The organism is Luteimonas qiangzhengi, assembly GCF_039548515.1.
Taxonomy (GTDB): domain Bacteria; phylum Pseudomonadota; class Gammaproteobacteria; order Xanthomonadales; family Xanthomonadaceae; genus Luteimonas.
The window spans coordinates 1-20,573 of record NZ_JBCLVE010000007.1 but is presented as its reverse complement, the minus strand read 5'-3'; the positions used below and the strand labels follow the sequence as shown (position 1 = coordinate 20,573).

The following is a 20,573-nucleotide window of genomic DNA, read 5'->3' as shown; positions in this document are numbered from 1 at the left end:
CCAACACGGGCGCCGGAGCCATTGATCCGTTCGCGATCCTGCTCGATTACGAGCAGCGCTCGCTGGCGCATGAGCCCGGTCTTCCGGAGCAGCTGGATGCGCCCGGGCTGTGGCGGGGCGTGGGCTACCGGATTGGCAGCCGCCGGCTCGCATCAGGCTTCCATGAGGTATTGGAAGTACTGCCGATGCCGCAGGTCACGCCGGTGCCCGGCGCGCAGCCGTGGATGCTTGGGGTGGGCAACATCCGCGGCACCCTGCTGCCGATCGTCGACCTCAAGCAGTTCCTGGAAGGTGAGCGCACGGTGCTGCACGAGGACCAGCGCGTGCTGATCGTGCGCCAGCCCGGCGGCAACGTGGCAGTGACCATCGATGAAATGTTTGGTCAGCGCAGCTTCCAGGACGAACAGGACTCGCCGGCCGACGAGCTGGCACAAGGGCGGTACGCGCATTTCATCGAGCGGGCCTACCGCGTCGACGCGCACGTGTGGGGGATTTTCAGCCTTGACCGGCTCTCGCGCACACCCGAATTCAGACAGGCCGCGGCGTAAGCCGCATCGCATAGCAACTGGGACAAGCTCATGAGCACTGAAGTGGATAACGTCGCCGGCAAGGGCCGCAACCTGGGCACGAACGCCTGGCTGATCGTGCTGGCAGTGGCCCTGCTTATTTTCGGCGCCAACACCGGCTATGCCATCTGGAAGGCCGCCCAGCTGGGTGGCGCCAGTACCGCAGCCTCGAGTCTGCAGGTGAATTCGCAGCGCCTGGCGATCCAGGGCAACGAGGCGGTGGCCGGTGATACCGCGGCCTACGGCGCGTTCCGTGCCACCAAGGCGGACATCGACCGCGATATCGCCAGCCTGCAAAGCAATTTCGGCGATACCACCGGCGTGTCCGGGCCGATCCAGACCGTCAGCCGCACCTGGGAGCCGATCGGCGAAAACGCCCAGCTGGTCATCGACAGCCAGCAGGTGGTGACGGGCGTGGCCGGCAACGCGGAGCGTTTCAACCGCGGTGTGCCGGGCCTGCAGGCCCAGCTGGACGAGCTGGTGCGGGCCATGTCCAACACCGGCTCGCCGTCCTCGCAGGTCTACATGGCGCTGCGCGAAGTGGTGCTGACCGGTGACATGGTGCGTTTCGTGACCCAGATCCAGGCGGGTGGCGAAGGCTCCGCCGGGGCGGCCGAGACGCTGCAGCAGCGGGCGGGCCTGTTTGAGCAGGTGCGGGTGGGCCTGCGCGAGGGCGACGAAAATCTCAACGTGCAGCCGCTCACCAACGCCAGCGCGCTGGCCGCGCTGGCCAGCGTGGACGAGCTGTGGGAAGAGATCCGCCCGTCACTGGACGCGATCCTGACTGCGGCCAAGAGCCTTGCCGGCGCCCAGGAGGCAGCCAACTCCATTACCGCAGGGTCGGACCAGCTGCTGGCCGAGAGCGAGAGCCTGTTCCAGGCGTTCACCGCGTTCGGCTCGCTGTCCGACACCAGCATCATCGGCAACGTGTGGATCAGCATCCTGTCGGGTCTGGCGACCCTGGCCGCGATTGTCGGCCTGGTGTTCAGCCTCAACCGCGCCCAGCGCGAGCGCTACGAAACCACGATGGAGCTCAACAACCGCAACCAGGAGGCGATCATGCGCCTGCTGGATGAAATGGGCTCGCTGGCCGAAGGCGACCTGACGGTGAAGGCGACGGTCACCGAGGACATGACCGGCGCCATTGCCGACTCGATCAACTTCGCGGTCGAGCAGCTGCGCAACCTGGTGCAGACCATCAACGACACCTCGGTGCAGGTGTCCTCCAGCGCGCAGGAGACCCAGGCCACCGCCATGCACCTGGCCGAGGCCGCGGAGCACCAGGCGCGCGAGATCACTTCCGCCTCCAACCGCATCACCGAGATCGCGACCAGCATTGGCCAGGTGTCGAAGAACTCCGCCGAGTCGGCCGACGTGGCCCAGCGCTCGGTGCAGATCGCCACCAAGGGTGCGGGCGTGGTGCGCGAGACGATCGCCGGCATGGACTCGATCCGTGACCAGATCCAGGAGACTTCCAAGCGCATCAAGCGCCTGGGCGAGAGCTCCCAGGAAATCGGCTCGATCGTGGAACTCATCAGCGACATCTCCGAGCAGACCAACATCCTGGCGCTGAACGCGGCGATCCAGGCGGCATCGGCGGGCGAGGCGGGCCGCGGGTTCGCGGTGGTGGCCGACGAAGTGCAGCGGCTGGCCGAGCGCGCATCCAGCGCTACCAAGCGCATCGAGGCCCTGGTGGAAACGATTCAGACCGATACCAACGAGGCGGTCAGCTCGATGGAGCAGACCACCTCCGAGGTGGTGTCCGGTGCGCGCCTGGCCGAGGATGCGGGTACCGCGCTGGGCGAGATTGAAAGCGTTTCGACCAGCCTGGCCGACCTGATTCAGGGCATCTCCAACGCCGCGCGCCAGCAGTCCGACGCGGCCTCCAACATCACCCAGACAATGGACACCATCCAGTCCATCACCGCCCAGACCTCGCAGGGTGCGAACCAGACCGCCGAGTCCATTGGCAACCTGGCACAGCTTGCAGCCGACCTGCGTCGTTCGGTCGCCGACTTCAAGCTGCCGGTCTGAGCGGGGCGCAAGGACTGAAATGACCGGCATCGGCAACGAATGCAGCAGGGAACGGGTGCGCCCGCCAAGGGAGGCACCATGACGATGGCACTGCGTGACGCGATCGACTACACGGCACTGGGCTGGGTCAAACCGGAGCTGGATGAAACCCTGCGCCAGGCGCGGCTCGAGGTGGAGGCGTTCGTCGAGGATCCGACGGACAGCAGCCGGATGCGCTTCTGCGCGAGCTATCTGCACCAGGTGCAGGGCACCCTGCGCATGGTCGAGCTGTATGCCCCAGCGATGGTGGCCGAGGAAATGGAGCAGCTGGCGGAGGCACTGCAGGCGGATCAGGCCCCCGATCGGGACGCGGCCTGCGCCAGTTTGATGCGTGGCACCGTGCTGCTGCCCGACTACCTGGAGCGCCTGCAGGGCGGGCACCGTGACATCCCGATCGTACTGCTGCCGCTGCTCAACGAGCTGCGCGCTGCCCGCGGTGCCACCGGCCTGAGCGAAAGCGTGCTGTTCGCGCCGGATTTGGACCGGCCAATGCCGGTGGACCTGTTGGCGTCGGTCACGGATGCGGGCGAAGACAGCCCGGGCGCGGCCGGCCCGGTCCAGTCCCTGGCCGCAGCCATGGACGACTGGCCGGAAAGCGGGTTGCCCGCGGACGGCGCTGCATTCAGTGCCGCCCTTGAAGCTTTGCTGCCGCAGGCGGCGGACGAACCAGTACGCCGGATGCTCTGGGTTGCGCAGCGTGCAATGCACGCCCTTGGCGAAGGTGCCGTGGCGCCGTCGCCAGGCTTGCACCAGGCGTTTGCAAGCGTGGTCCGCGAGGCCCGGCGTCATCTGGTGGACAAGGACGGCTTCGCCGGCGTGGACGCCGCGCTCGAAGCCACCCGTCAGCTGCTGTTCCACGTTACTGCCGGCGATGTCGATCATCCGGCGCTGCAGGAATTGCGCAGCACCTTCGATCTGGACCAGGCAGCTCCCAGCGAAGCCGAGCTGGTTCACGCCCATGGCAGTTTGAGCGGGCGCAATCGCGCGCTGCTCGATACCGTGGCAGCCGCGGTGAAAGAGGACCTGCTGCGGGTCAAGGACGCGCTGGATCTGCATCTGCGCACCGGCGAGGCCGGGATTGCAGGGCTGGAATCGCAGGTCGATATCCTGGCCCGTGTCGGCGACACGCTCGGCATGCTTGGACTGGGCGTGGCACGCACCGTGGTGCTGCAACAGCGTGATGCCGTGGACGCGATCGTGCGCGGCGACCGCGCTGCCGACGAAGACGCGCTGCTGGATATTGCCGGCTCGCTGCTTTACGTGGACGCCTCGCTTGATGAGCAGGTGGCGCGCCTCGGGGTCAGCGATGTCGACCAGGCGCAGGATCCCCTGGCCAATGAGTCGCGCAAGGCGGTGGAAGTGATCGCCCGTGAGGCGATTGCCAATTTCGCCGATGCGCGTCAGGCGTTTGTCGCCTTCGTGGAAACCAGCTGGGACCACGAGGAGCTGGTTGAAGTGCCGCGGCTTCTGAATGAGGTGGGCGGCGCGATGCGCATGCTCCAGCTGCAGCAGCCGGCAGATCTGCTCACGGGCGTGCGTCGCTTTACCGAAACCGAACTGCTCGCGCGTCGCCGGGTTCCCAACGGTCGTCAGCTGGACACCCTGGCCGACACGCTGGCCAGCCTGGAGTACTACCTGGAGGCACTGGGGGAACACCGGGGTGGCCGTCAGGATATCCTGGATATTGCCCGCAGCAGTCTGGAAACCCTCGGCTATTGGCCGCTGCCGGATGAGGCCGGGCAGCTCGACGCGACGGACGACGACTCCAGCGATTTCATCGGGCTGGATGTGGAGGCCGGGTTGGAAGATGCAGCGGCAACCGTTGCCGCGTTCATTGATCGTCCGCAGCCACAGCAGCCGGCACCCGCGCCGGCAGCAGCGCAGGCCGAAGGTGGCTTCGAAGCCACCGGCGATGAAATCGACGACGAAATCCGTGAAGTCTTCCTGGAAGAGTTCGCCGAAGAAATCGACAACCTCGCCACACTCTTGCCGGCGTGGCGCGACAGCCCCGACGAGATGGAGCGGCTGCGGCCGATCCGCCGCGTCTTCCACACCCTGAAGGGCAGTGGCCGGCTGGTGGGCGCACGTACGCTGGGCGAGTTCAGCTGGAAAATCGAGAGTCTGCTCAACCGGGTTCTGGAAGGCGGTCGGCCCGCCAGCCCCGCCGTGTTGGCAGTCGTCGATCATGCCTTCGACGCATTGCCGGTGTTGCAGGCGGCGTTGAAGGGCGAACACAGCCTGGATGTTGATCTGGCTTCGCTGGAAGAAGATGCCGAGCGCATCACCGGCGGTGACGAAGCCATGCCGCGTGCTCCGCTGCGCAGCAGTCCGGCCGGTGCAGAGCCTGAAGTCTCCCCAGCGGCAGCGGCGCCTGAGCAGGTCCCGGCCCAGGTGGATGAGCTGCTGCTTGAAATCCTGGATGCCGAGGTTGTTGGCCACCTGGCGGTGGTCGAGAGCTGGCTGGAAGTCGCCGCCTTGGGTCCGGCGACCGTGGATGATTCACTGCTGCGCGCCGTGCACACCATGAACGGCGCGTTCGCGATGGCCGAAGTGCCTATGGTTCCGACCGCGCTCTCGCCCGCTGAATCCTGGGTCCGGCGCCTGCTCGGCACTGGAAACAGTGCCAGCGAAGAGGCCGTGGCCGCGATGCAGGAGCTGGTCACGCTGGTTCGCAGCGCGATTGCCGGGCTGAAGTCGGATACGCCGGGCGTGCCGGTCTGTGAGGATCTGGCCGCACGCTGGGCAGCCCTGCGCGACACGCTGCCGGAACCGCCCTCCATGCGGTTCAACGAATTTGATTTGCCGGACTCCTCCGGCCCCGAAGTGGACGCGGAGCTGCTTGAAGCCGAGCGGCTGGAGTCCGAGCGTTTCGAGGCTGAGAGCCTTGAAGCCGAGCGCCTCGAGGCCGAGCGCCTCGAAGCCGAGCGCCTCGAAGCCGAGCGCCTCGAAGCCGAGCGCCTCGAAGCCGAACGCCTCGAAGCAGAACGCCTCGAAGCAGAACGCCTCGAAGCAGAACGCCTCGAAGCAGAACGTCTCGAGGCAGAACGTCTCGAAACCGAGCGCGTCGAAGCCGAGCGGGCCGAGGCCGAGCGTCTTGAAGTCGAGCGCCTGGAAGCCGAGCGCGCTGCGGCCGAACGCCTTGAAGCCGAACGTCTCGAAGCCGAGCGCCTTGAAGCCGAGCGGGCCGAGGCCGAACGTCTCGAAGTCGAGCGCCTTGAAGCTGAGCGCCTCGAAACCGAACGTCTCGAAGCCGAACGCCTTGAAGCCGAGCGTCTCGAAGCCGAGCGGGCCGAGGCCGAGCGTCTTGAAGTCGAGCGCACGGAAGCCGAACGTGCCGAAGCCGAGCGTCTCGAAGCCGAACGCCTCGAAGCAGAACGCCTCGAAGCAGAACGCCTCGAAGCCGAACGTCTCGAAGCCGAACGCCTCGAAGCAGAACGCCTCGAAGCAGAACGTCTCGAAGCCGAGGCCCTCGAGTCTACCCAGCCAGCCGAACCGACAGACGACACCGATCAGCCTCTGGATCTGTCCACCCTGGACATCGAACTGGTCGACATCTTCATCGAAGAAGCCGGCGATCTGCTCGATCATTCCGACGGCCTGTTGACCCGGCTTTCCACCCAGCTGGGTGATCGCGAAAGCATGGTCGGACTGCAGCGTGACCTGCATACCCTGAAGGGTGGTGCCAGCATGGCCGGGCTGTTGCCGATCGGCGAGCTGGGCCACGCGATGGAGACGCTGCTGGAGTCCGTGGTCGAAGGGCGCAGTGAGCTGGCCCGCGACGGTATGGAACTGCTGCAGCGCGGCTATGACCAGCTGCACGTGATGGTGACGCGCGTGCGCGACCGGCGCGCGATCTCCAGCGCGCACGAGCTTGTTTCCGCTTTCGAAGCCCCGGGCGACGTCGCCGGCCTTGAACGCCCGGAAGCGAGCTTCCCGACCACCGCTCCAACAGCGCCGCGCGCGCCGAAAAAGGTCCTGGACCCGCTGTCCGCACCGATGGACGATGCCGCTGCCGCAAGTGGCGACGACAGCGCCGCGCGGGCCCCGCAGGAGCAGGTGCGCGTGCGCGCCGACCTGCTGGACCGTCTGGTCAACTCCGCCGGTGAAGTGGCGATCTACCGCGCCCGCCTGGAGCAGCAGCTGGGAGCATTCCGCGGCGCAATGACGGAAATGGAGCAGACCAACATGCGTCTGCGCGACCAGCTCCGTCGCCTGGATATCGAAACCGAAGCCCAGATCATCGCGCGCTATCAGCGCGAGACGGAAACGACCGAAGCAACCTTCGATCCGCTCGAGCTCGACCGTTTCTCCACCCTGCAGCAGCTGTCGCGTGCGCTGGCCGAATCGGCCGCCGACATGAACAGCCTGCAGGGCACGCTGGATGACCTGACCAGCCAGTACGAAACCCTGCTCACCCAGCAGTCGCGGGTCAGTTCCGAGCTGCAGGAAGGGCTGATGCGCACCCGCATGGTGCCATTCGAATCCGTGCTGCCGCGTCTGCGGCGTGTGGTGCGCCAGGCGGCCGGCGAGACCGGCAAGCAGGTGCAGCTGCACGTGGACGGTGCCCAGGGCGAGCTGGACCGCAACGTGCTTGAACGCATGACGGCACCGCTGGAGCACATGCTGCGCAACGCCGTGGTCCATGGGCTGGAAGATGCCAGGACGCGACGCAAAGCCGGCAAGCACGAGGAAGGCGAGATCCGCATCACCGTGCGCCGTGAGGGCTCGGAAGTGGTGCTGCTGGTGTCAGACGATGGCCATGGCCTGGATCGGGGCAGCATCCGGCGCCGGGCCGAAGAACGCGGCCTGGTGGCCGCGGGCGCGGTGCTGACCAACGAGGCACTGGACGCGCTGATTTTCGAGCCGGGCTTCTCCACTGCCGACGAGGTCAGCCGCCTGGCCGGCCGTGGCGTGGGCATGGACGTGGTCACCAGCGAGGTCCGCCAGCTGGGAGGCACGCTGGAAACCACGACCGGCAAGGGCGAGGGCACCACCTTTACCCTGCGCCTGCCGCAGACCCTGGCGGTGACCCAGGCGGTGTTCGTGCAGATCGGCGATACCAGTTTTGCGGTGCCGATCGCCTCGGTGCGCGGCGTGGGCCGGATTTCCCGTGAGGCCATGGCCGCGCCGGATGCGGCCTACGAATACGGCGGTGAGCAATACGTGCTGCATGACCTGGGCCGGCTGGTTGGCCAGGCCCCGGCACGCGCTGAAGGTCACCTGCAGATGCCGCTGCTGCTGATCGGTGCCGGTGGCCTGCGCGCCGCGGTGGCGGTTGACCAGATCATCGGCAACCGCGAGATCGTGGTGAAGCCGGTGGGTCCGCAGGTTGCATCGGTCCCGGGTATTTTTGGCGCGACCATCATGGGCGATGGCAGCGTGCGCGTGATCCTGGACGTGGCGCCGCTGGTGCGACGCCTGGCAACGCAGCCGCAGGACGTACGGTCCGTGGCAGCAGTGGAGGCGCGGCCGGTGCCGCTGGTGATGGTGGTCGACGACTCCGTCACCATGCGCAAGGTCACCGGGCGCGTGCTGGAACGCAACCACCTCGAAGTGGTGACCGCCCGCGACGGCATCGACGCCATCGAGCGGATGGACGAGCGCGTGCCCGACCTGATGCTGCTGGATATCGAAATGCCGCGCATGGATGGCTACGAACTGGCTACCCACATGAAGGCCGATCCCCGCCTGCGTGACGTGCCGATCGTGATGATCACCTCGCGTACCGGCGAGAAACATCGCCAGCGTGCGTTCGAAATCGGCGTCGAACGCTACCTCGGCAAGCCGTACCAGGAAAACGAATTGATCCACAACGTGTTCGACCTGCTGGGTATGGAGCAGCCAGATGGCTGAGCACCAGGTGCGGGTGGCGCTGCTGGCCCGGGAAGGCCAGGCACGCGAACGGCTGCAGGAAGCACTGCGCGAGGTAGGCGCCGAGGTGGTGGCCGTAGCGGATCCGCTGACCACGGATCCCGGCGAAGTAGCGTCCCTGCAACCGCAGGGCGTGCTGGTGGCGCTGGAGCCGGCCATCGAAGACGCGCTGGAAGCCTGGGACACGCTGCTGGCGGATCCTGCGTTGATCGTGATCTTCGACGAGGCGGAGCTGGCCGCTGCACGCACCGGCTGGGATGCCGCACGCTGGATCCGTCATCTGCGCGCAAAACTGCTGCGCCATGACGATGTGTTGCCACCCGGCTCCGAGCCGGAGGGCGACGCGCAGCCTGAGCCGGACGCATTGCAGCAGCCGGTAGAGCAGGGCCTGGAGCAGGAGTTCCTCTCGATCGAGGACGAAGCCCAGGGCGATGACGCCGAAGCGCTTGCTGCCGAAATGCCAGCTATCGATGTGTCTGCCGATGTGCCAGCCGATGAAGGTCTGGAAGCCTGGCTGGAGCGGATGTCAAACGCCGCGGCAGAGGCCAACCCGGACAGCGCAGCGGAGGGAGGGGCCGAGCCTGATTCCGAGGCGAATTCCGGAGACGCTCGCGAAGCAGCTCCACCGGCGGCCAGGGCCGCATCCGGAATCTTCTCCAATCTTGAGCTGGCCGACCCCGAAGTCCCGGTTGTCGATGCGTCGGCTGGCGAGGACGACGTTGATCAGCGGTTTACTGGCCTGGACGAACGCATCGCCGGCCTCAGCCTTGCCGACACGGACAATTACAGCCAGCAGTCCGGGCGTGGCGCGGTGCTGGTGGAAGCGGGCCTGGGCGGACCGGACGCAGTGCGCCAGCTTCTGGGGGCGCTGGGCGAGCGGTTCCCACGACCGCTGCTGGTGCGGCTGCGACTGGAGGGCGGGCGCTATGAGCGGCTGGTGCGGCAGATGGATCGCGCCACCCCGCTGTCCGTGATCCTGGCCGATGAAGGCGTTGCGATTGAGACGGGACGGGTGTACTTCCTGCCTGACGGGCTGGATGTACTTGCGGACGGTGGGCGGTTGAAGTTCGTGCGTGACGGCTCTGCATCGCAGCGCATGCCGGCCGGACTGGCCGCCGATGACAGCGCGGTGCTGTTCATGAGTGGTGCCGATGCCGCATTGGTGGATGAAGCGCTGCAAATGGCCGAAGCAGGTGCGCTGGTGCTGGGGCAGTCGGACGAGGCCAGTTTTGATGCCACGGCTGCGCAGCGACTGGTCGAACAGGGCGGCGTGGCCGTTGATGCGGCCGGGATTGCAGCTCGACTGCAGGAGCGTTGGTCCGCGCAAATTGACCAGGCGGACGCTGGAATGGAGGAGCAGCAACCATGAGCCAACAGGATGCCGACAGCGTCACCGGGGATATCCGTGGGGTGTTGATCCGGAGCCAGGGCGGCGGCCTGCTGTTGCCCAACGCCAGCGTTTCCGAAGTGCTGTCCTATGCCGATCCGGAGCCCGTCGATGACGCGCCCGACTGGATCCTGGGGCGCATCCGCTGGCGCGGGTGGCAGTTGCCGTTGGTGGCATGGGGTCGACTGACCGGAGCCGCGACCGACGAGGCTGGCGACCTCGGCAGCAAGGTGGCGGTGGTCAAGGCGCTGCATGGCAACCCGCGGCTGCCGTACTTCGCCGTGCTGGCCCAGGGCTTCCCGCGACTGGTCACGGTGTCCCGCGATTCGCTGCTCACTGATGCGGGCGAAGGCGAGTCCTTGCCCGACGCGGCGCTGGCCAGCGTGATGCTCAACGAAGACCGGGCCATGGTTCCGGACCTTGATGCCATTGCCGGGCAGATCGACAGGGCGCTGGAGCAGGCCGGTTAACGGCTGAAACCCTTCGCTGAAATCCTTCAGAGATCTCCGAACCTGGACTGCAGGGCGGCGATTGCGGCCAGACCGGCGGTCTCGGTGCGAAGCACGCGGGGTCCCAGACGCACGCCGGTAAACCCGGCGGATTCGAGCATTTCACGATCGCGCGGTGACCAGCCGCCTTCCGGGCCGATGGCGATGGTCAGCGCGCCGTCCGGCGGGGCAGCGATACCGGCAATGCCGTGCGCGGCAAACGGGTCCAGCAGCAGGCGCAGCGGGTGATCGGGAAGGCTGTCCAGGGCGGTCGCCAGCGCCACGGGTGCGGCGACTTCGGGCACCCGCGCTCGGCCGCTCTGCTCACAGGCCGAGGTGACCACGCTGCGCCAGTGGGTCAGGCGCTTTTCGGCGCGTTTGGCATCCAGCTTTACCTCGCTGCGCTGACTGCTGACCGGCATGAATGCCGCTGCCCCGAGCTCGGTTGCCTTCTGCAGGATCAGATCCATCTTTTCGCCGCGGGCAATGCCCTGCAGCAGGGTGATCCGCAGCGGGGATTCGTTGTCCACGGCGCGCGCGGCGATGACCTCGGCCTCGCCGTCGCGCTTGCCCACGGCGGTGATGCGGGCCGCGTAATCCTGGCCGTCGCCGTTGAACAGCACGCATTCGTCGCCTTCACGCAGACGCAGTACCCGCAGCAGGTGTGCAGCGGCCGTCTCCGACAGGCCAACCCGTGCGCCCACAGCCAAGGGTGCGTCCACGTAGGCCCGGATCACCCGGCCGCGGACGGCATCCGTGTCCGGCGTGTTCACGAAGTCGTCTCCTCGATCACGCTGCGGGTCACGTCGGACAGCAGCTGCAGCTCGTCATCCTGGATGCAATAGGGCGGCATCCAGTAGAGGATGTCGCCGAGCGGGCGCAGCAGCACGCCGCGTTCGACGGCGGCACGATAGGCGTGCAGGCCAATGCGCCGTGCCGGATCGAACGGCTTGCCGTTGCGGCCGCCTTCGGCCAGCTCAATCGCCAGGATCATGCCGGTCTGGCGGACATCGGCTACGTGCGGCAGCTCGGCCAGCGGCGCGGCCAGGCGAGCCATCTTTTCGGCGGTCACGCGGTTGCGGGCCAGCACGTTGTCCGATTCAAAGATGTCCAGCGTAGCCAGCGCCGCGGCACAGGCCAACGGGTTGCCCGTGTAGCTGTGCGAATGCAGGAAGGCGCGCTCGCGCGACTCGTCCAGGAAGCCGTCGTAGATCGCCTGCGTGGCCAGCACCGCGGCCAGCGGCAGAAACCCGCCGGTCAGCCCCTTGGACACACACATCAGATCCGGCATCACCCCGGCCTGTTCGAAGGCGAACATGGTGCCGGTGCGGCCAAAGCCGACCGCGATCTCGTCGGCAATCAGGAACGTGCCGTGCACATCGCACAGCTCGCGCGCGCGCTTCAGGTACACCGGGTGATACATGCGCATGCCGCCCGCACATTGCACCAGCGGCTCGAGCACCAGCGCGCAGATCTCGCCTGGATGTTCATCGAACAGCCGCGCCAGTGCGTCCGCGGCTTCCTCCGCCCGGGCCTCGGCATCGTGTTCGCTGCCGGCCAGGTAGGCGTCGGGCGAGGGCGCGAACATCGCTTCCATCAGCAGTGGCGCATACACGCGCCGATACAGCGGAATATCGCCCACCGACAGCGCACCGATGGTCTCGCCGTGGTAGCCGTTTTCCAGCGCGACGAACTTGGTGCGCCTTGGCTCGTCTCCGCGGTTGCGGAACCATTGGAAGGCCATCTTCAGCGCGACCTCGATCCCGGCGGAGCCGTTGTCGGCGTAGAACACCTTGGCCAGCGGGTCGCGCCCGGGCTGGCGCGGGGCGATGGCCAGCAGGCGCTCCGCCAGTTCCACTGCGGGCTGGTGCGAGCAGCCGGCCAGGATCACGTGCTCCAGGGTCTGCGCCTGGCGGCCGATGGCGGCGGCGATGCGCGGCTCGGCATGGCCGAACAGGTTCACCCACCAGCTGGAAACCGCATCCAGGGTGCGACGGCCGTCGGGGCCAATGAGCCACACGCCTTCGCCGCGCTCCACCGGTAGCAGCGGGAGGGTGTTGGGGTGCTCGCGCATCTGCGTGCACGGGTGCCAGAGCACCTCCAGATCGCGGGTACACCAGTCGGTGGCGTCGGCTAGAATGGTTTGATCGTGAATCATCTTGTCCATCCCTCCATTATCACCCGGGCGCCTGAAGCCGGCTGCGGGTGCCGCGTATGAGCCGCAAGCTGCCGATCATCCATTCGGTGAGTGAGCACGAGGCCGGGCCCTACCGCATGGAGCGGATGGACCTGGAGTTCAGCAACGGAGAGCGGCGCCGCTATGAGCGGGTGCACGGCCGCGGCTACGGGGCGGTGGCCGTGGTACCGATGCTGGACGCTGACACCGTACTGCTGGTGCGTGAGTACGCCGCCGGGCTGCACCGCTACGAATTGGGCCTGGTGAAGGGCCGCATTGATGCGGGTGAAACCCCGGAGCAGGCCGCCGACCGTGAGCTGAAGGAAGAGGCCGGCTACGGCGCCCGCGACGTGCAGGTGCTGCGCATGCTCACCCTGGCTCCTACCTATATGAGCCACCAGACCCATCTGGTGCTGGCCCGCGATCTGTATCTCGAGCGCCTGCCCGGCGACGAGCCGGAAGAGCTGGAAGTGGTGCCGTGGAAGCTGGACGCGCTGCACGAGCTGGTGCTGCAGGAAAACTTCTCGGAAGGCCGCTCGATCGCCGCGCTGTTCATCGTGCGTGAGTACCTGCGCCACCATGCCGGTCGCTGAATCCATCCGCGAGGGCGTGATCGATATCGCCCGGCAGGCCGCGGCAGCCATCCTCGAGGTGTACGCCGGCAGTTTCGAGGTGGAGCGCAAGGACGATTCCTCGCCGGTCACCGCCGCTGATTTCGCTGCGCACCATGTGATTGTCGATGGCCTGCGCGCGTTGACGCCGGAGATTCCGGTGCTGTCGGAAGAGTCCGCGCACGAGGTGACAACGGCCGAGCGGCTGGGCTGGCGCCGGCTGTGGGTGGTGGACCCGGTGGATGGCACGCGCGAATTCATCAAGCGCAATGGCGAGTTCAGCGTCAATATCGCGCTGGTTGAAGAGGGCGTTGCCAGTTTCGGAGTGATCCAGCAGCCGGTGACCGGACAGCTGTGGTACGGAGCGCCCGGGCGCGGCGCGTGGCTGCGCGATGGCGGCGTCGAGCGCGCGCTACACACAGGCAAACGCGAGGTGCGCGCGCGACTGCGCGTTGCCGCCAGCCGGTCGCACCGTGATGGCCGGACCGAAGCGTTGATGGGCCGCATTGGCGAAATCGAGCCGGTGGCGCTTGGCTCATCGCTGAAATTCTGCTGGCTCGCGGAAGGTCGGATGGATGTGTATCCGCGCTTTGGACCCACCAGCGAGTGGGATACGGCGGCGGGCCAGGCGATCCTCGAAGGGGCCGGCGGGATGCTGGTGGATCCGCGCGGGCGCCCGTTCCGTTACAACCAGCGACAGACGCTGCTCAACGGCGATTTCATCGCCCTGGGTGATCCTTCCCTGCCGTGGCAGGAATGGCTCTAGCCCCTGACGGAAGCCCATGACTGAAACCACGCCTGAAACCCGCGACATCCGTCGCCTGATCGGGATCATGGCCCGCCTGCGCGACCCGCAGGGCGGCTGCCCGTGGGACCTGGCGCAGGATTTCGCCAGCGTCGCCCCCTACACGGTCGAGGAAGCCTACGAGGTGGCGGATGCGATTGACCGCAATGACATGGATGCGCTGCGCGAGGAACTCGGCGACCTGCTGCTGCAGGTGGTGTTCCACGCACGCATGGCGGAGGAAGCGGGCGCATTCGGGTTCGGCGATGTGGTGCAGGCCATCTGCGACAAGATGGTCAGCCGCCACCCGCACGTGTTCGGCGGTACGCAAGTCAGCGATGCGCTGGAACAGACCCGCGAGTGGGAGGAGCACAAGCGGCGCGAGCGCGAAGCGCGCGGCGAACTGGACGATTCGGCGCTGGCCGGGATCTCGTCCGGGCTGCCGGAATGGATGCGGGCGATGAAACTGCAGAACCGCGCCGCGCGCGCAGGGTTCGACTGGCCAGGGCCCGCGCCGGTGATCGCCAAGCTGCGCGAAGAGATCGAGGAAGTCCGGGTGGAGTTCGATGCCGTATCGGCGGGCCCTGGCGATGATGCGGCCGCAGCGCAGGAGCGGCTGGAAGAAGAGATCGGCGATGTGCTGTTCGTGGCGGCGAACCTGGCCCGTCATGCCAAGGTGGATGTTGGTACCGCGCTGCGCCGGGCCAACCACAAGTTCGAGCGTCGCTTCCGGGCCATGGAGGCGTTGGCAAAGGCTGACGGCACGACCTTGCCCGCGCTTCCGCTCGATGCCCATGAAGCCTACTGGGCCCGGGCCAAGCAGGCGGAGAAATCCCGGAAATAAGCCTGCGTCTTCACGGCGCGTGCACCCTGCGGTCGGCATCTTTCACAAAGCTGAAGAAGCCGCGAGGCTTTCATCCCTCATTGCCACATCGGAGTCGATATGCGCGCAACGCAGGAGCCGGGCGGGCTGGTCTTGATTGTCGAAGACAACCGCAATATTTCGGAAATGGTGGGCGAATACCTGGAAGGACGGGGATTCGAAGTGGACTACGCGGCTGATGGCCTGGATGGCTATCGCCTGGCCGCGGAAAACAGTTATGACGTGATCGTGCTGGACCTCATGTTGCCCCGACTGGACGGGATCGAGGTGTGCCGCAGGCTGCGCGAGGAAGCGCGCAAATCCACGCCGGTGCTGATGCTGACCGCGCGCGACACCCTGGATGAAAAGCTGACCGGGCTGGGCTCGGGTGCGGATGATTATCTGACGAAGCCGTTTGCAATCCAGGAGCTGGAAGCGCGGCTGCGGGCGCTGATCCGCCGCGAGCGCCGCCAGGTGGGCTCGGAAGTGCTCAAGGTCGCCGATCTGGTGCTTGATCCGGCCAGTCTGCGGGCCACCCGCGCCGGTCAGGAGCTGCAGCTCTCGCCCATCGGTCTGAAGCTGCTGACCATCCTGATGCGCGAATCGCCGCGGGTGGTGAGCCGGCAGGAGATCGAGCGTGAAATCTGGGGCAACAGCCTGCCCGACTCGGACACCCTGCGCAGCCATCTGTACAACCTGCGCAAGACCATCGACAAGCCGTTCGACCGGCCGCTGCTGCACACCGTGCAGAGTGCGGGCTACCGGATTGCCGACATAGAGCAGTCCCCCGCCTGACCCGGGGGGCAGTTCACGATGCCACAGGGGTTGCCGTACAAGCTTCGTCGTCGCTTCCTGGTGCAGGCGCTGGTGGCCAGCGTGGTGCTGGTCGTCGCCATAGCGGTTGGCTGCAGTCTGACCCTGAGCAGCCTGATCGACGCCCGGCTGCAGGGGCAGGTGGAGGAATTCTGGGCCGCGCGTGCGGCCAACCCGGGCTATGTCCCGCCCCGGACCGCGGGCGTGCAGGTCTATTTCGTGCCCGCAGGCAGTGCGATCGAGACGGTGCCGCCGGCGCTGCGGCGGGCGCCAGGTTCGCACGCGCTGCCCGGTTTCGACCGCCATCTGCGGGTGGAATCACGCCCGGAAGGCACGGTGTACGTGCAGATGTCGTTCGCCTATGCGAAGCGGTTGATGTGGGCTGCGAGCATGCTGTTCGCGCTTTTGGGTTCATTGGGCCTGTTCGGCCTGAGCTGGCTTACCTATCGCGCCACCAGCCGGCTGGTGATGCCGGTCACCTGGCTGGCGAGGCGGGTGTCCAGCTGGGATATGCAAAGCAGCGACATGGATGCCCTTGACGTCAGACGCAGCCCCGGACACGTCGGCAGCGAAGTCCGGCAACTCAGCAGCGCGCTGGGCGATCTGGCCACCCGGGTCCGGGCCATGATGCAGCGCGAGCGTGACTTCACCCGGGATGCCAGTCATGAGCTGCGCACCCCCCTGACCGTCGTGCGGGTGGCCAGCGACATGCTGTTGGCCGATCCGGAAACATCCGCGCGATCGCGTCGTTCCCTGCAGCGGATCCAGGCCGCCGGGCGTGACATGGAGGCGGTGGTGGAGGCGTTCCTGATCCTGGCCCGTGACACCGAGGTGGAACCCCAGGATGAGAATTTCCGGGTGCGCGAGGTGGTGGATGAGGAAGTGGAGCGTGTATTGCCGCTGCTGGCGGGCAAGCCCGTTGAGCTGCGGGTGACCGGTTCAGGTGACCCGATGCTGTCCGCCCCGCCGCGGGTGCTTGGGGTCATGCTTGCCAACCTGCTCAGCAACGCCTGTGTGTTCACCGAGCGTGGCCAGATCGAAGTGGAAGTGACGGAAGCCGCGATCACGGTGCGCGATACCGGCATCGGCATGTCGCCCGGCACCCTGCAGCGGGTGTACGACCCGTTTTTCCGGGTCGACCAGTTCCACGGACCTGGCAAGGGCATGGGGCTGTCGATCGTACGCCGACTGGGTGACCGGTTCGGCTGGCCCGTATCACTACGCAGCGCCCAGGGCCAGGGCACGGAGGCCGAGATCCGCTTCGCGAAATAGCCGGCGCGAAGTAACCGGGCTTCAGCGGGCAGGGGGCGCCATGTCAACCGCGGCCCGGCATGGGCGTTGGCTTGAATGTCATCCACTGTCCGGCCTCCCGCACCATGAGCCAACCCAGCCGCAAACCCGTCCGCCCGCGTCGTTCGCGTGGCCCCTCGCGTGTTGTGATCATCGTTGCCGGCGTGCTGCTGGCGGCCGCTGCCGTGTGGATGTGGCAGCAGCGCGGCGCTGCCGGGGACGAGGGCAATTGGCGCACCACCACGATCGAGCAGGGCAACATCCGCGTGGCGATTTCCGCCACCGGCACCCTGAGCGCGACCTCCACCGTGGTGGTCGGCAGCCAGGTGTCGGGGCAGGTGACGGATGTGCTCGTCGACTTCAACGATACGGTCAGCCGGGACCAGGTGATCGCCCGGATCGATCCCAGCAGTTATGACGCCCAGATCGAGCAGGGCAATGCCCAGATCGCCAGTGCCCGGGCTTCACTTGCGCAGGCGCAGGCCACGTTGGCCAACGCCGAAGCCGACTACCAGCGCAAGGCGGGGCTCGGCGAACGGCAGCTGGTGGCGCGCAGCGATATCGACCTCGCCCGCGCGGCGTTGGACCAGGCGCGGGCGCAGGTCGCCTCGGCGCAGGCTCAGATCCGGCAGCAGACCGCTTCCACCCGCACGGTGCAGGTCAATCTTGACCGGACGGTGATCCGGTCGCCGGTGGATGGCGTGGTGCTGACCCGCACCATCGAGCCGGGCCAGACGGTGGCGGCCAGCCTGCAGGCCCCGGAGCTGTTCACCATTGCCGAAGATCTGGCCAAGATGCAGATCGAGCTGGCCGTAGACGAAGCCGACATCGGCCAGGTGCAGGAAGGCCAGCAGGTGTCGTTTACCGTGGATGCGTTCCCCGGCCGGCAGTTTCGCGGTGAGGTGCTGCAGGTGCGCTTGGCCGCTACTGACACCAACAACGTGATTACCTACCCGGTGGTGGTGTCGGTGGACAACAGCGACGGGACGCTGCTGCCGGGTCTGACGGTGAATGCCGGGATCGAGATCAGTCGCCGCGATGACGTGCTGCTGGTTTCAAACGCGGCGCTGCGCTACCAGCCGGCCGAGGCGGATGTGAGCACGCCGCAGGGCGCCACCGGTGCAAGGGGCGGCATGGACGATGAGCTGCAGCGGCTGGCCTCGGGCTTGTCGCTGACCGCGCAGCAGCGGACTGCATTTGATGCCGCGCTGGAGGACATCCGCGCCCGTGCTGAGGCCCGTCGGGCCGCCGCGCCGCCCCAGGGTGGGGGCGCGGGGATGTTCGGCGGCGGAATGCGTCGCAGTGGGGGAGCCGGCATGCAGGCACAGATGCGCCAGCGCATGGTCCAGCGTTACCAGCAGGACTTCGCCGATTTCCGCGCCACCCTGGACGATGACCAGCGCGCCGCATGGGACAGCGAGCTGGCATTGATGGGCAGCGCACGGTTCGCACCGCTCTACCGGCTGGTTGATGGGGCGCCGCAGATGGTGACGGTGCGCATCGGCGCCAGCGACGGATCCAACACCGAGGTGTCGGGCGATATCGCCGAAGGCGACATCGTGGTCACCGGCGCACGGGCGCGGCAGTGAGCAGCGTTCCCGTGATCGAGACCCGGGGCCTGGGCAAGGTGTATTCGCCCGGCACCCAGGCCGAGGTGGTAGCGCTGCGCGACGTGGATCTGCGCATCGGGCACGGTGAATTCGTGGCCATCATGGGGCCGTCCGGTTCGGGCAAATCGACCCTGATGAACCTGCTGGGCGCATTGGATACCCCGAGCAGCGGCGAGTACCTGTGCGACGGGGTGGACGTGGCCAGCCTGGATCCCGAGGAACTGGCGGTGCTGCGCCGGGAAAAGATCGGTTTCGTGTTCCAGGGCTTCCACCTGCTGCCGCGCATGAGCGCGCTGGACAACGTGGCGATGCCGCTGGGCTACGCAAGGGTGCCGCCGGAGGAACGCGAGGAAATGGCGCTGGAGGCGCTGCAGGCGGTGGGGCTGGGTGATCGCTACTCGCACCGTCCCAACGAGCTGTCCGGTGGCCAGCAGCAGCGCGTGGCGATTGCACGCGCGTTGATCAACCGGCCGCCGATCCTGCTGGCCGACGAGCCCACCGGCGCGCTGGACTCGAAGACCGGTGCCGAGATCCTGGCGTTGTTCGAGCGTCTGCGCGATGAGGGGCACACGGTGGTGCTGATTACCCATGACGCCGATGTGGCGGCCCACGCCGACCGCATCTTCATCATGCACGATGGCGAGCTGCACGAACAGGACAGGACGGAGGCCGGACAATGACGTTCATGGACGTGTTGCGCACCGCGATCCACGCCCTGCGGGGCAACTGGATGCGCAGTGCGCTGACCTCGCTGGGCGTGATCATCGGCATCGCGGCGGTGATCGTGATGGTATCGGTGGGCCAGGGCACGCAGGCGGAGATCGACAACCTCGTTTCCGGGCTCGGCTCGCAGCGTCTGGATATCTCGCCTTCGGCGCAGCGTGGGCCGGGCGGTGCACGCATGAGCGCGGGCAGCCGCTACACCCTGAGCCAGGGCGATGTGGATTCGATCCGCAATGACATCCCGGAGGTCCAGTACGTGTCCGGTTCGCTGCGTGGCAACACCCAGGTGGTGTTCGCGGAGAACAACTGGGCGGCCACGTGGCAGGGGGTGGAGCCGGACTATTTCGAGATCAACGCGTGGCGGTTGGCTGACGGCGCGTTGTTCGAGCCGCAGGACTACAGCAGCGCCGCCAACGTGGTGATCCTGGGTGAAACCGTGCGCCGGGAATTGTTCGGTGACCAGCCCGGCGTCGGTGAGACGGTGCGGCTCGGGCGGGCCCTGTTCACCGTGGCCGGCGTGCTGGAGTCGAAGGGCCAGGGCGGCTGGGGGCAGGACCAGGACGACGTGATGATGGTGCCTCTGGAGACCGGCCGGCGCCGGCTGCTGGGGTCCATGGGGCTGCCGCCGCGTGCGGTAATGCAGGTGGCGCTGACGGTCGCCAATGCGGACGACCTGGGCTACGTGCAGGGCGAAGTGGAAGCGCTGCTGCGCCAGCGGCATGGCATCGGGCCGGGCGAGGAAGATGATTTCGTAGTGCGCAATATTTCCGAAATCGTGGCGGCGCGCACGGCCACCACGCGGCTGATGTCGCTGCTGCTGGGCGCGGTGGCGGGGATCTCGCTGATCGTGGGTGGGATCGGGATCATGAACATCATGCTGGTGTCGGTGACCGAGCGGATCCGGGAGATCGGGCTGCGCATGGCGGTCGGCGCCGGGCCTTCGGATGTGCGTCGCCAGTTCCTGGCCGAGGCGATGCTGATCTCGCTGATCGGCGGGATCATTGGTATCGCGCTCGGCGCGGTGGGCGCGCTGCTGGTGGGCCGGATGGGCGCGCTTCCGGTGCAGCTGAACGGTCAGGTGATTGGGCTGGCGGCGGGATTTTCGATCGCGACCGGGCTGTTCTTCGGCTACTACCCGGCCCGGAAGGCCTCCCAGCTCGATCCCATCGAAGCACTTCGCCAGTAGGAGCGCGCCATGCGCGCCATGCGCGCGAAGCCGCGTGAATTGCGGGTCGTGGCCTTGTTCCAAAAAAGCTCGGTGGCTGATGCCACGCGGCCGGGCCATCGGGGTGTGGCCCTGGACGGGACACGCCGTGAAT

At 67.2% G+C, this 20,573-nt stretch carries 16 protein-coding genes and 1 pseudogene; 14 read left to right on the top strand and 3 right to left on the bottom strand.

Translation table 11 applies throughout. The features are described 5' to 3' along the window. The first annotated feature begins 20 nt into the window (after positions 1-20). From WCE59_RS06590 to WCE59_RS13780, 3 genes and pseudogenes are all read left to right on the top strand, one after another. The gene (locus WCE59_RS06590) at positions 21-548 is read left to right on the top strand and encodes a chemotaxis protein CheW (protein WP_343257976.1); all 528 of its coding nucleotides are present in this window, start codon (positions 21-23) and stop codon (positions 546-548) included. A 30-nt stretch (positions 549-578) separates the two neighbouring features. Further along, positions 579-2,600, top strand: coding sequence for a methyl-accepting chemotaxis protein (locus WCE59_RS06585; RefSeq protein ID WP_343257945.1), 2,022 nt, complete (start codon positions 579-581; stop codon positions 2,598-2,600). A gap of 39 nt (positions 2,601-2,639) precedes the next feature. Then, positions 2,640-4,829: pseudogene (locus WCE59_RS13780) on the top strand (Hpt domain-containing protein); the annotation flags it as partial. A gap of 595 nt (positions 4,830-5,424) precedes the next feature. On the opposite strand, the gene WCE59_RS13775 reads toward WCE59_RS13780, so the two are convergent. Further along, positions 5,425-6,072: a pentapeptide repeat-containing protein gene (locus tag WCE59_RS13775; RefSeq protein ID WP_449284126.1), complete on the bottom strand. Its 648-nt coding sequence runs from the start codon at positions 6,070-6,072 to the stop codon at positions 5,425-5,427. Between the two features lie 83 nt (positions 6,073-6,155). Here WCE59_RS13775 and WCE59_RS13770 point away from each other — a divergent pair, with 83 nt between their 5' ends. The 3 genes from WCE59_RS13770 to WCE59_RS06570 are packed head-to-tail and all read left to right on the top strand — an operon-like array spanning position 6,156 to position 10,367. Further along, positions 6,156-8,492 (top strand): response regulator, encoded by a 2,337-nt coding sequence (locus WCE59_RS13770; protein ID WP_449284125.1) that lies wholly within the window; start codon positions 6,156-6,158, stop codon positions 8,490-8,492. Continuing rightward, on the top strand, positions 8,485-9,879 hold the full coding sequence (locus WCE59_RS06575) for a chemotaxis protein CheB (protein ID WP_343257943.1): 1,395 nt from the start codon (positions 8,485-8,487) through the stop codon (positions 9,877-9,879). Before WCE59_RS13770 ends, WCE59_RS06575 begins: the two co-directional genes overlap by 8 nt. Beyond that, positions 9,876-10,367, top strand: a complete 492-nt coding sequence (locus WCE59_RS06570; RefSeq protein ID WP_343257942.1) for a chemotaxis protein CheW — start codon at positions 9,876-9,878, stop codon at positions 10,365-10,367. Before WCE59_RS06575 ends, WCE59_RS06570 begins: the two co-directional genes overlap by 4 nt. Before the next feature lie 26 nt (positions 10,368-10,393). On the opposite strand, the gene WCE59_RS06565 is transcribed toward WCE59_RS06570, so the two are convergent. Beyond that, positions 10,394-11,158 (bottom strand): 16S rRNA (uracil(1498)-N(3))-methyltransferase, encoded by a 765-nt coding sequence (locus WCE59_RS06565; protein ID WP_343257941.1) that lies wholly within the window; start codon positions 11,156-11,158, stop codon positions 10,394-10,396. Then, the gene (gene bioA, locus WCE59_RS06560; RefSeq protein ID WP_449284124.1) at positions 11,155-12,543 is read right to left on the bottom strand and encodes an adenosylmethionine--8-amino-7-oxononanoate transaminase; all 1,389 of its coding nucleotides are present in this window, start codon (positions 12,541-12,543) and stop codon (positions 11,155-11,157) included. The genes WCE59_RS06565 and bioA overlap by 4 nt, the downstream gene beginning before the upstream one ends. A gap of 56 nt (positions 12,544-12,599) precedes the next feature. Between bioA and nudE the strand changes: the two genes are divergently transcribed. The 8 genes from nudE (at position 12,600) to WCE59_RS06520 (ending at position 20,440) form a co-directional block, all read left to right on the top strand. Then, positions 12,600-13,154: an ADP compounds hydrolase NudE gene (gene nudE / locus WCE59_RS06555; protein WP_343257939.1), complete on the top strand. Its 555-nt coding sequence runs from the start codon at positions 12,600-12,602 to the stop codon at positions 13,152-13,154. Continuing rightward, positions 13,141-13,938, top strand: coding sequence for a 3'(2'),5'-bisphosphate nucleotidase CysQ (cysQ, locus tag WCE59_RS06550; RefSeq protein ID WP_343257937.1), 798 nt, complete (start codon positions 13,141-13,143; stop codon positions 13,936-13,938). The genes nudE and cysQ overlap by 14 nt, the downstream gene beginning before the upstream one ends. Before the next feature lie 16 nt (positions 13,939-13,954). Further along, positions 13,955-14,800 carry a nucleoside triphosphate pyrophosphohydrolase gene (gene mazG, locus WCE59_RS06545; protein ID WP_343257936.1) on the top strand — a complete coding sequence of 282 codons (846 nt, stop codon included), beginning with the start codon at positions 13,955-13,957 and terminating at the stop codon, positions 14,798-14,800. A 99-nt stretch (positions 14,801-14,899) separates the two neighbouring features. Continuing rightward, positions 14,900-15,613, top strand: coding sequence for a response regulator transcription factor (locus WCE59_RS06540; RefSeq protein WP_343257935.1), 714 nt, complete (start codon positions 14,900-14,902; stop codon positions 15,611-15,613). Between the two features lie 30 nt (positions 15,614-15,643). Then, entirely contained in the window at positions 15,644-16,903 is a 1,260-nt protein-coding gene (locus WCE59_RS06535; RefSeq protein ID WP_343257934.1) for a sensor histidine kinase, read from the top strand. A gap of 104 nt (positions 16,904-17,007) precedes the next feature. Then, positions 17,008-18,510, top strand: a complete 1,503-nt coding sequence (locus WCE59_RS06530) for an efflux RND transporter periplasmic adaptor subunit (RefSeq protein ID WP_343257933.1) — start codon at positions 17,008-17,010, stop codon at positions 18,508-18,510. Continuing rightward, the gene (locus tag WCE59_RS06525; RefSeq protein ID WP_343257932.1) at positions 18,507-19,211 is read left to right on the top strand and encodes an ABC transporter ATP-binding protein; all 705 of its coding nucleotides are present in this window, start codon (positions 18,507-18,509) and stop codon (positions 19,209-19,211) included. Before WCE59_RS06530 ends, WCE59_RS06525 begins: the two co-directional genes overlap by 4 nt. Further along, a complete protein-coding gene (locus WCE59_RS06520; RefSeq protein ID WP_343257931.1) occupies positions 19,208-20,440 on the top strand; it encodes an ABC transporter permease in 1,233 nt (410 codons plus the stop codon). Before WCE59_RS06525 ends, WCE59_RS06520 begins: the two co-directional genes overlap by 4 nt. The last annotated feature ends 133 nt before the right edge of the window (positions 20,441-20,573 follow it).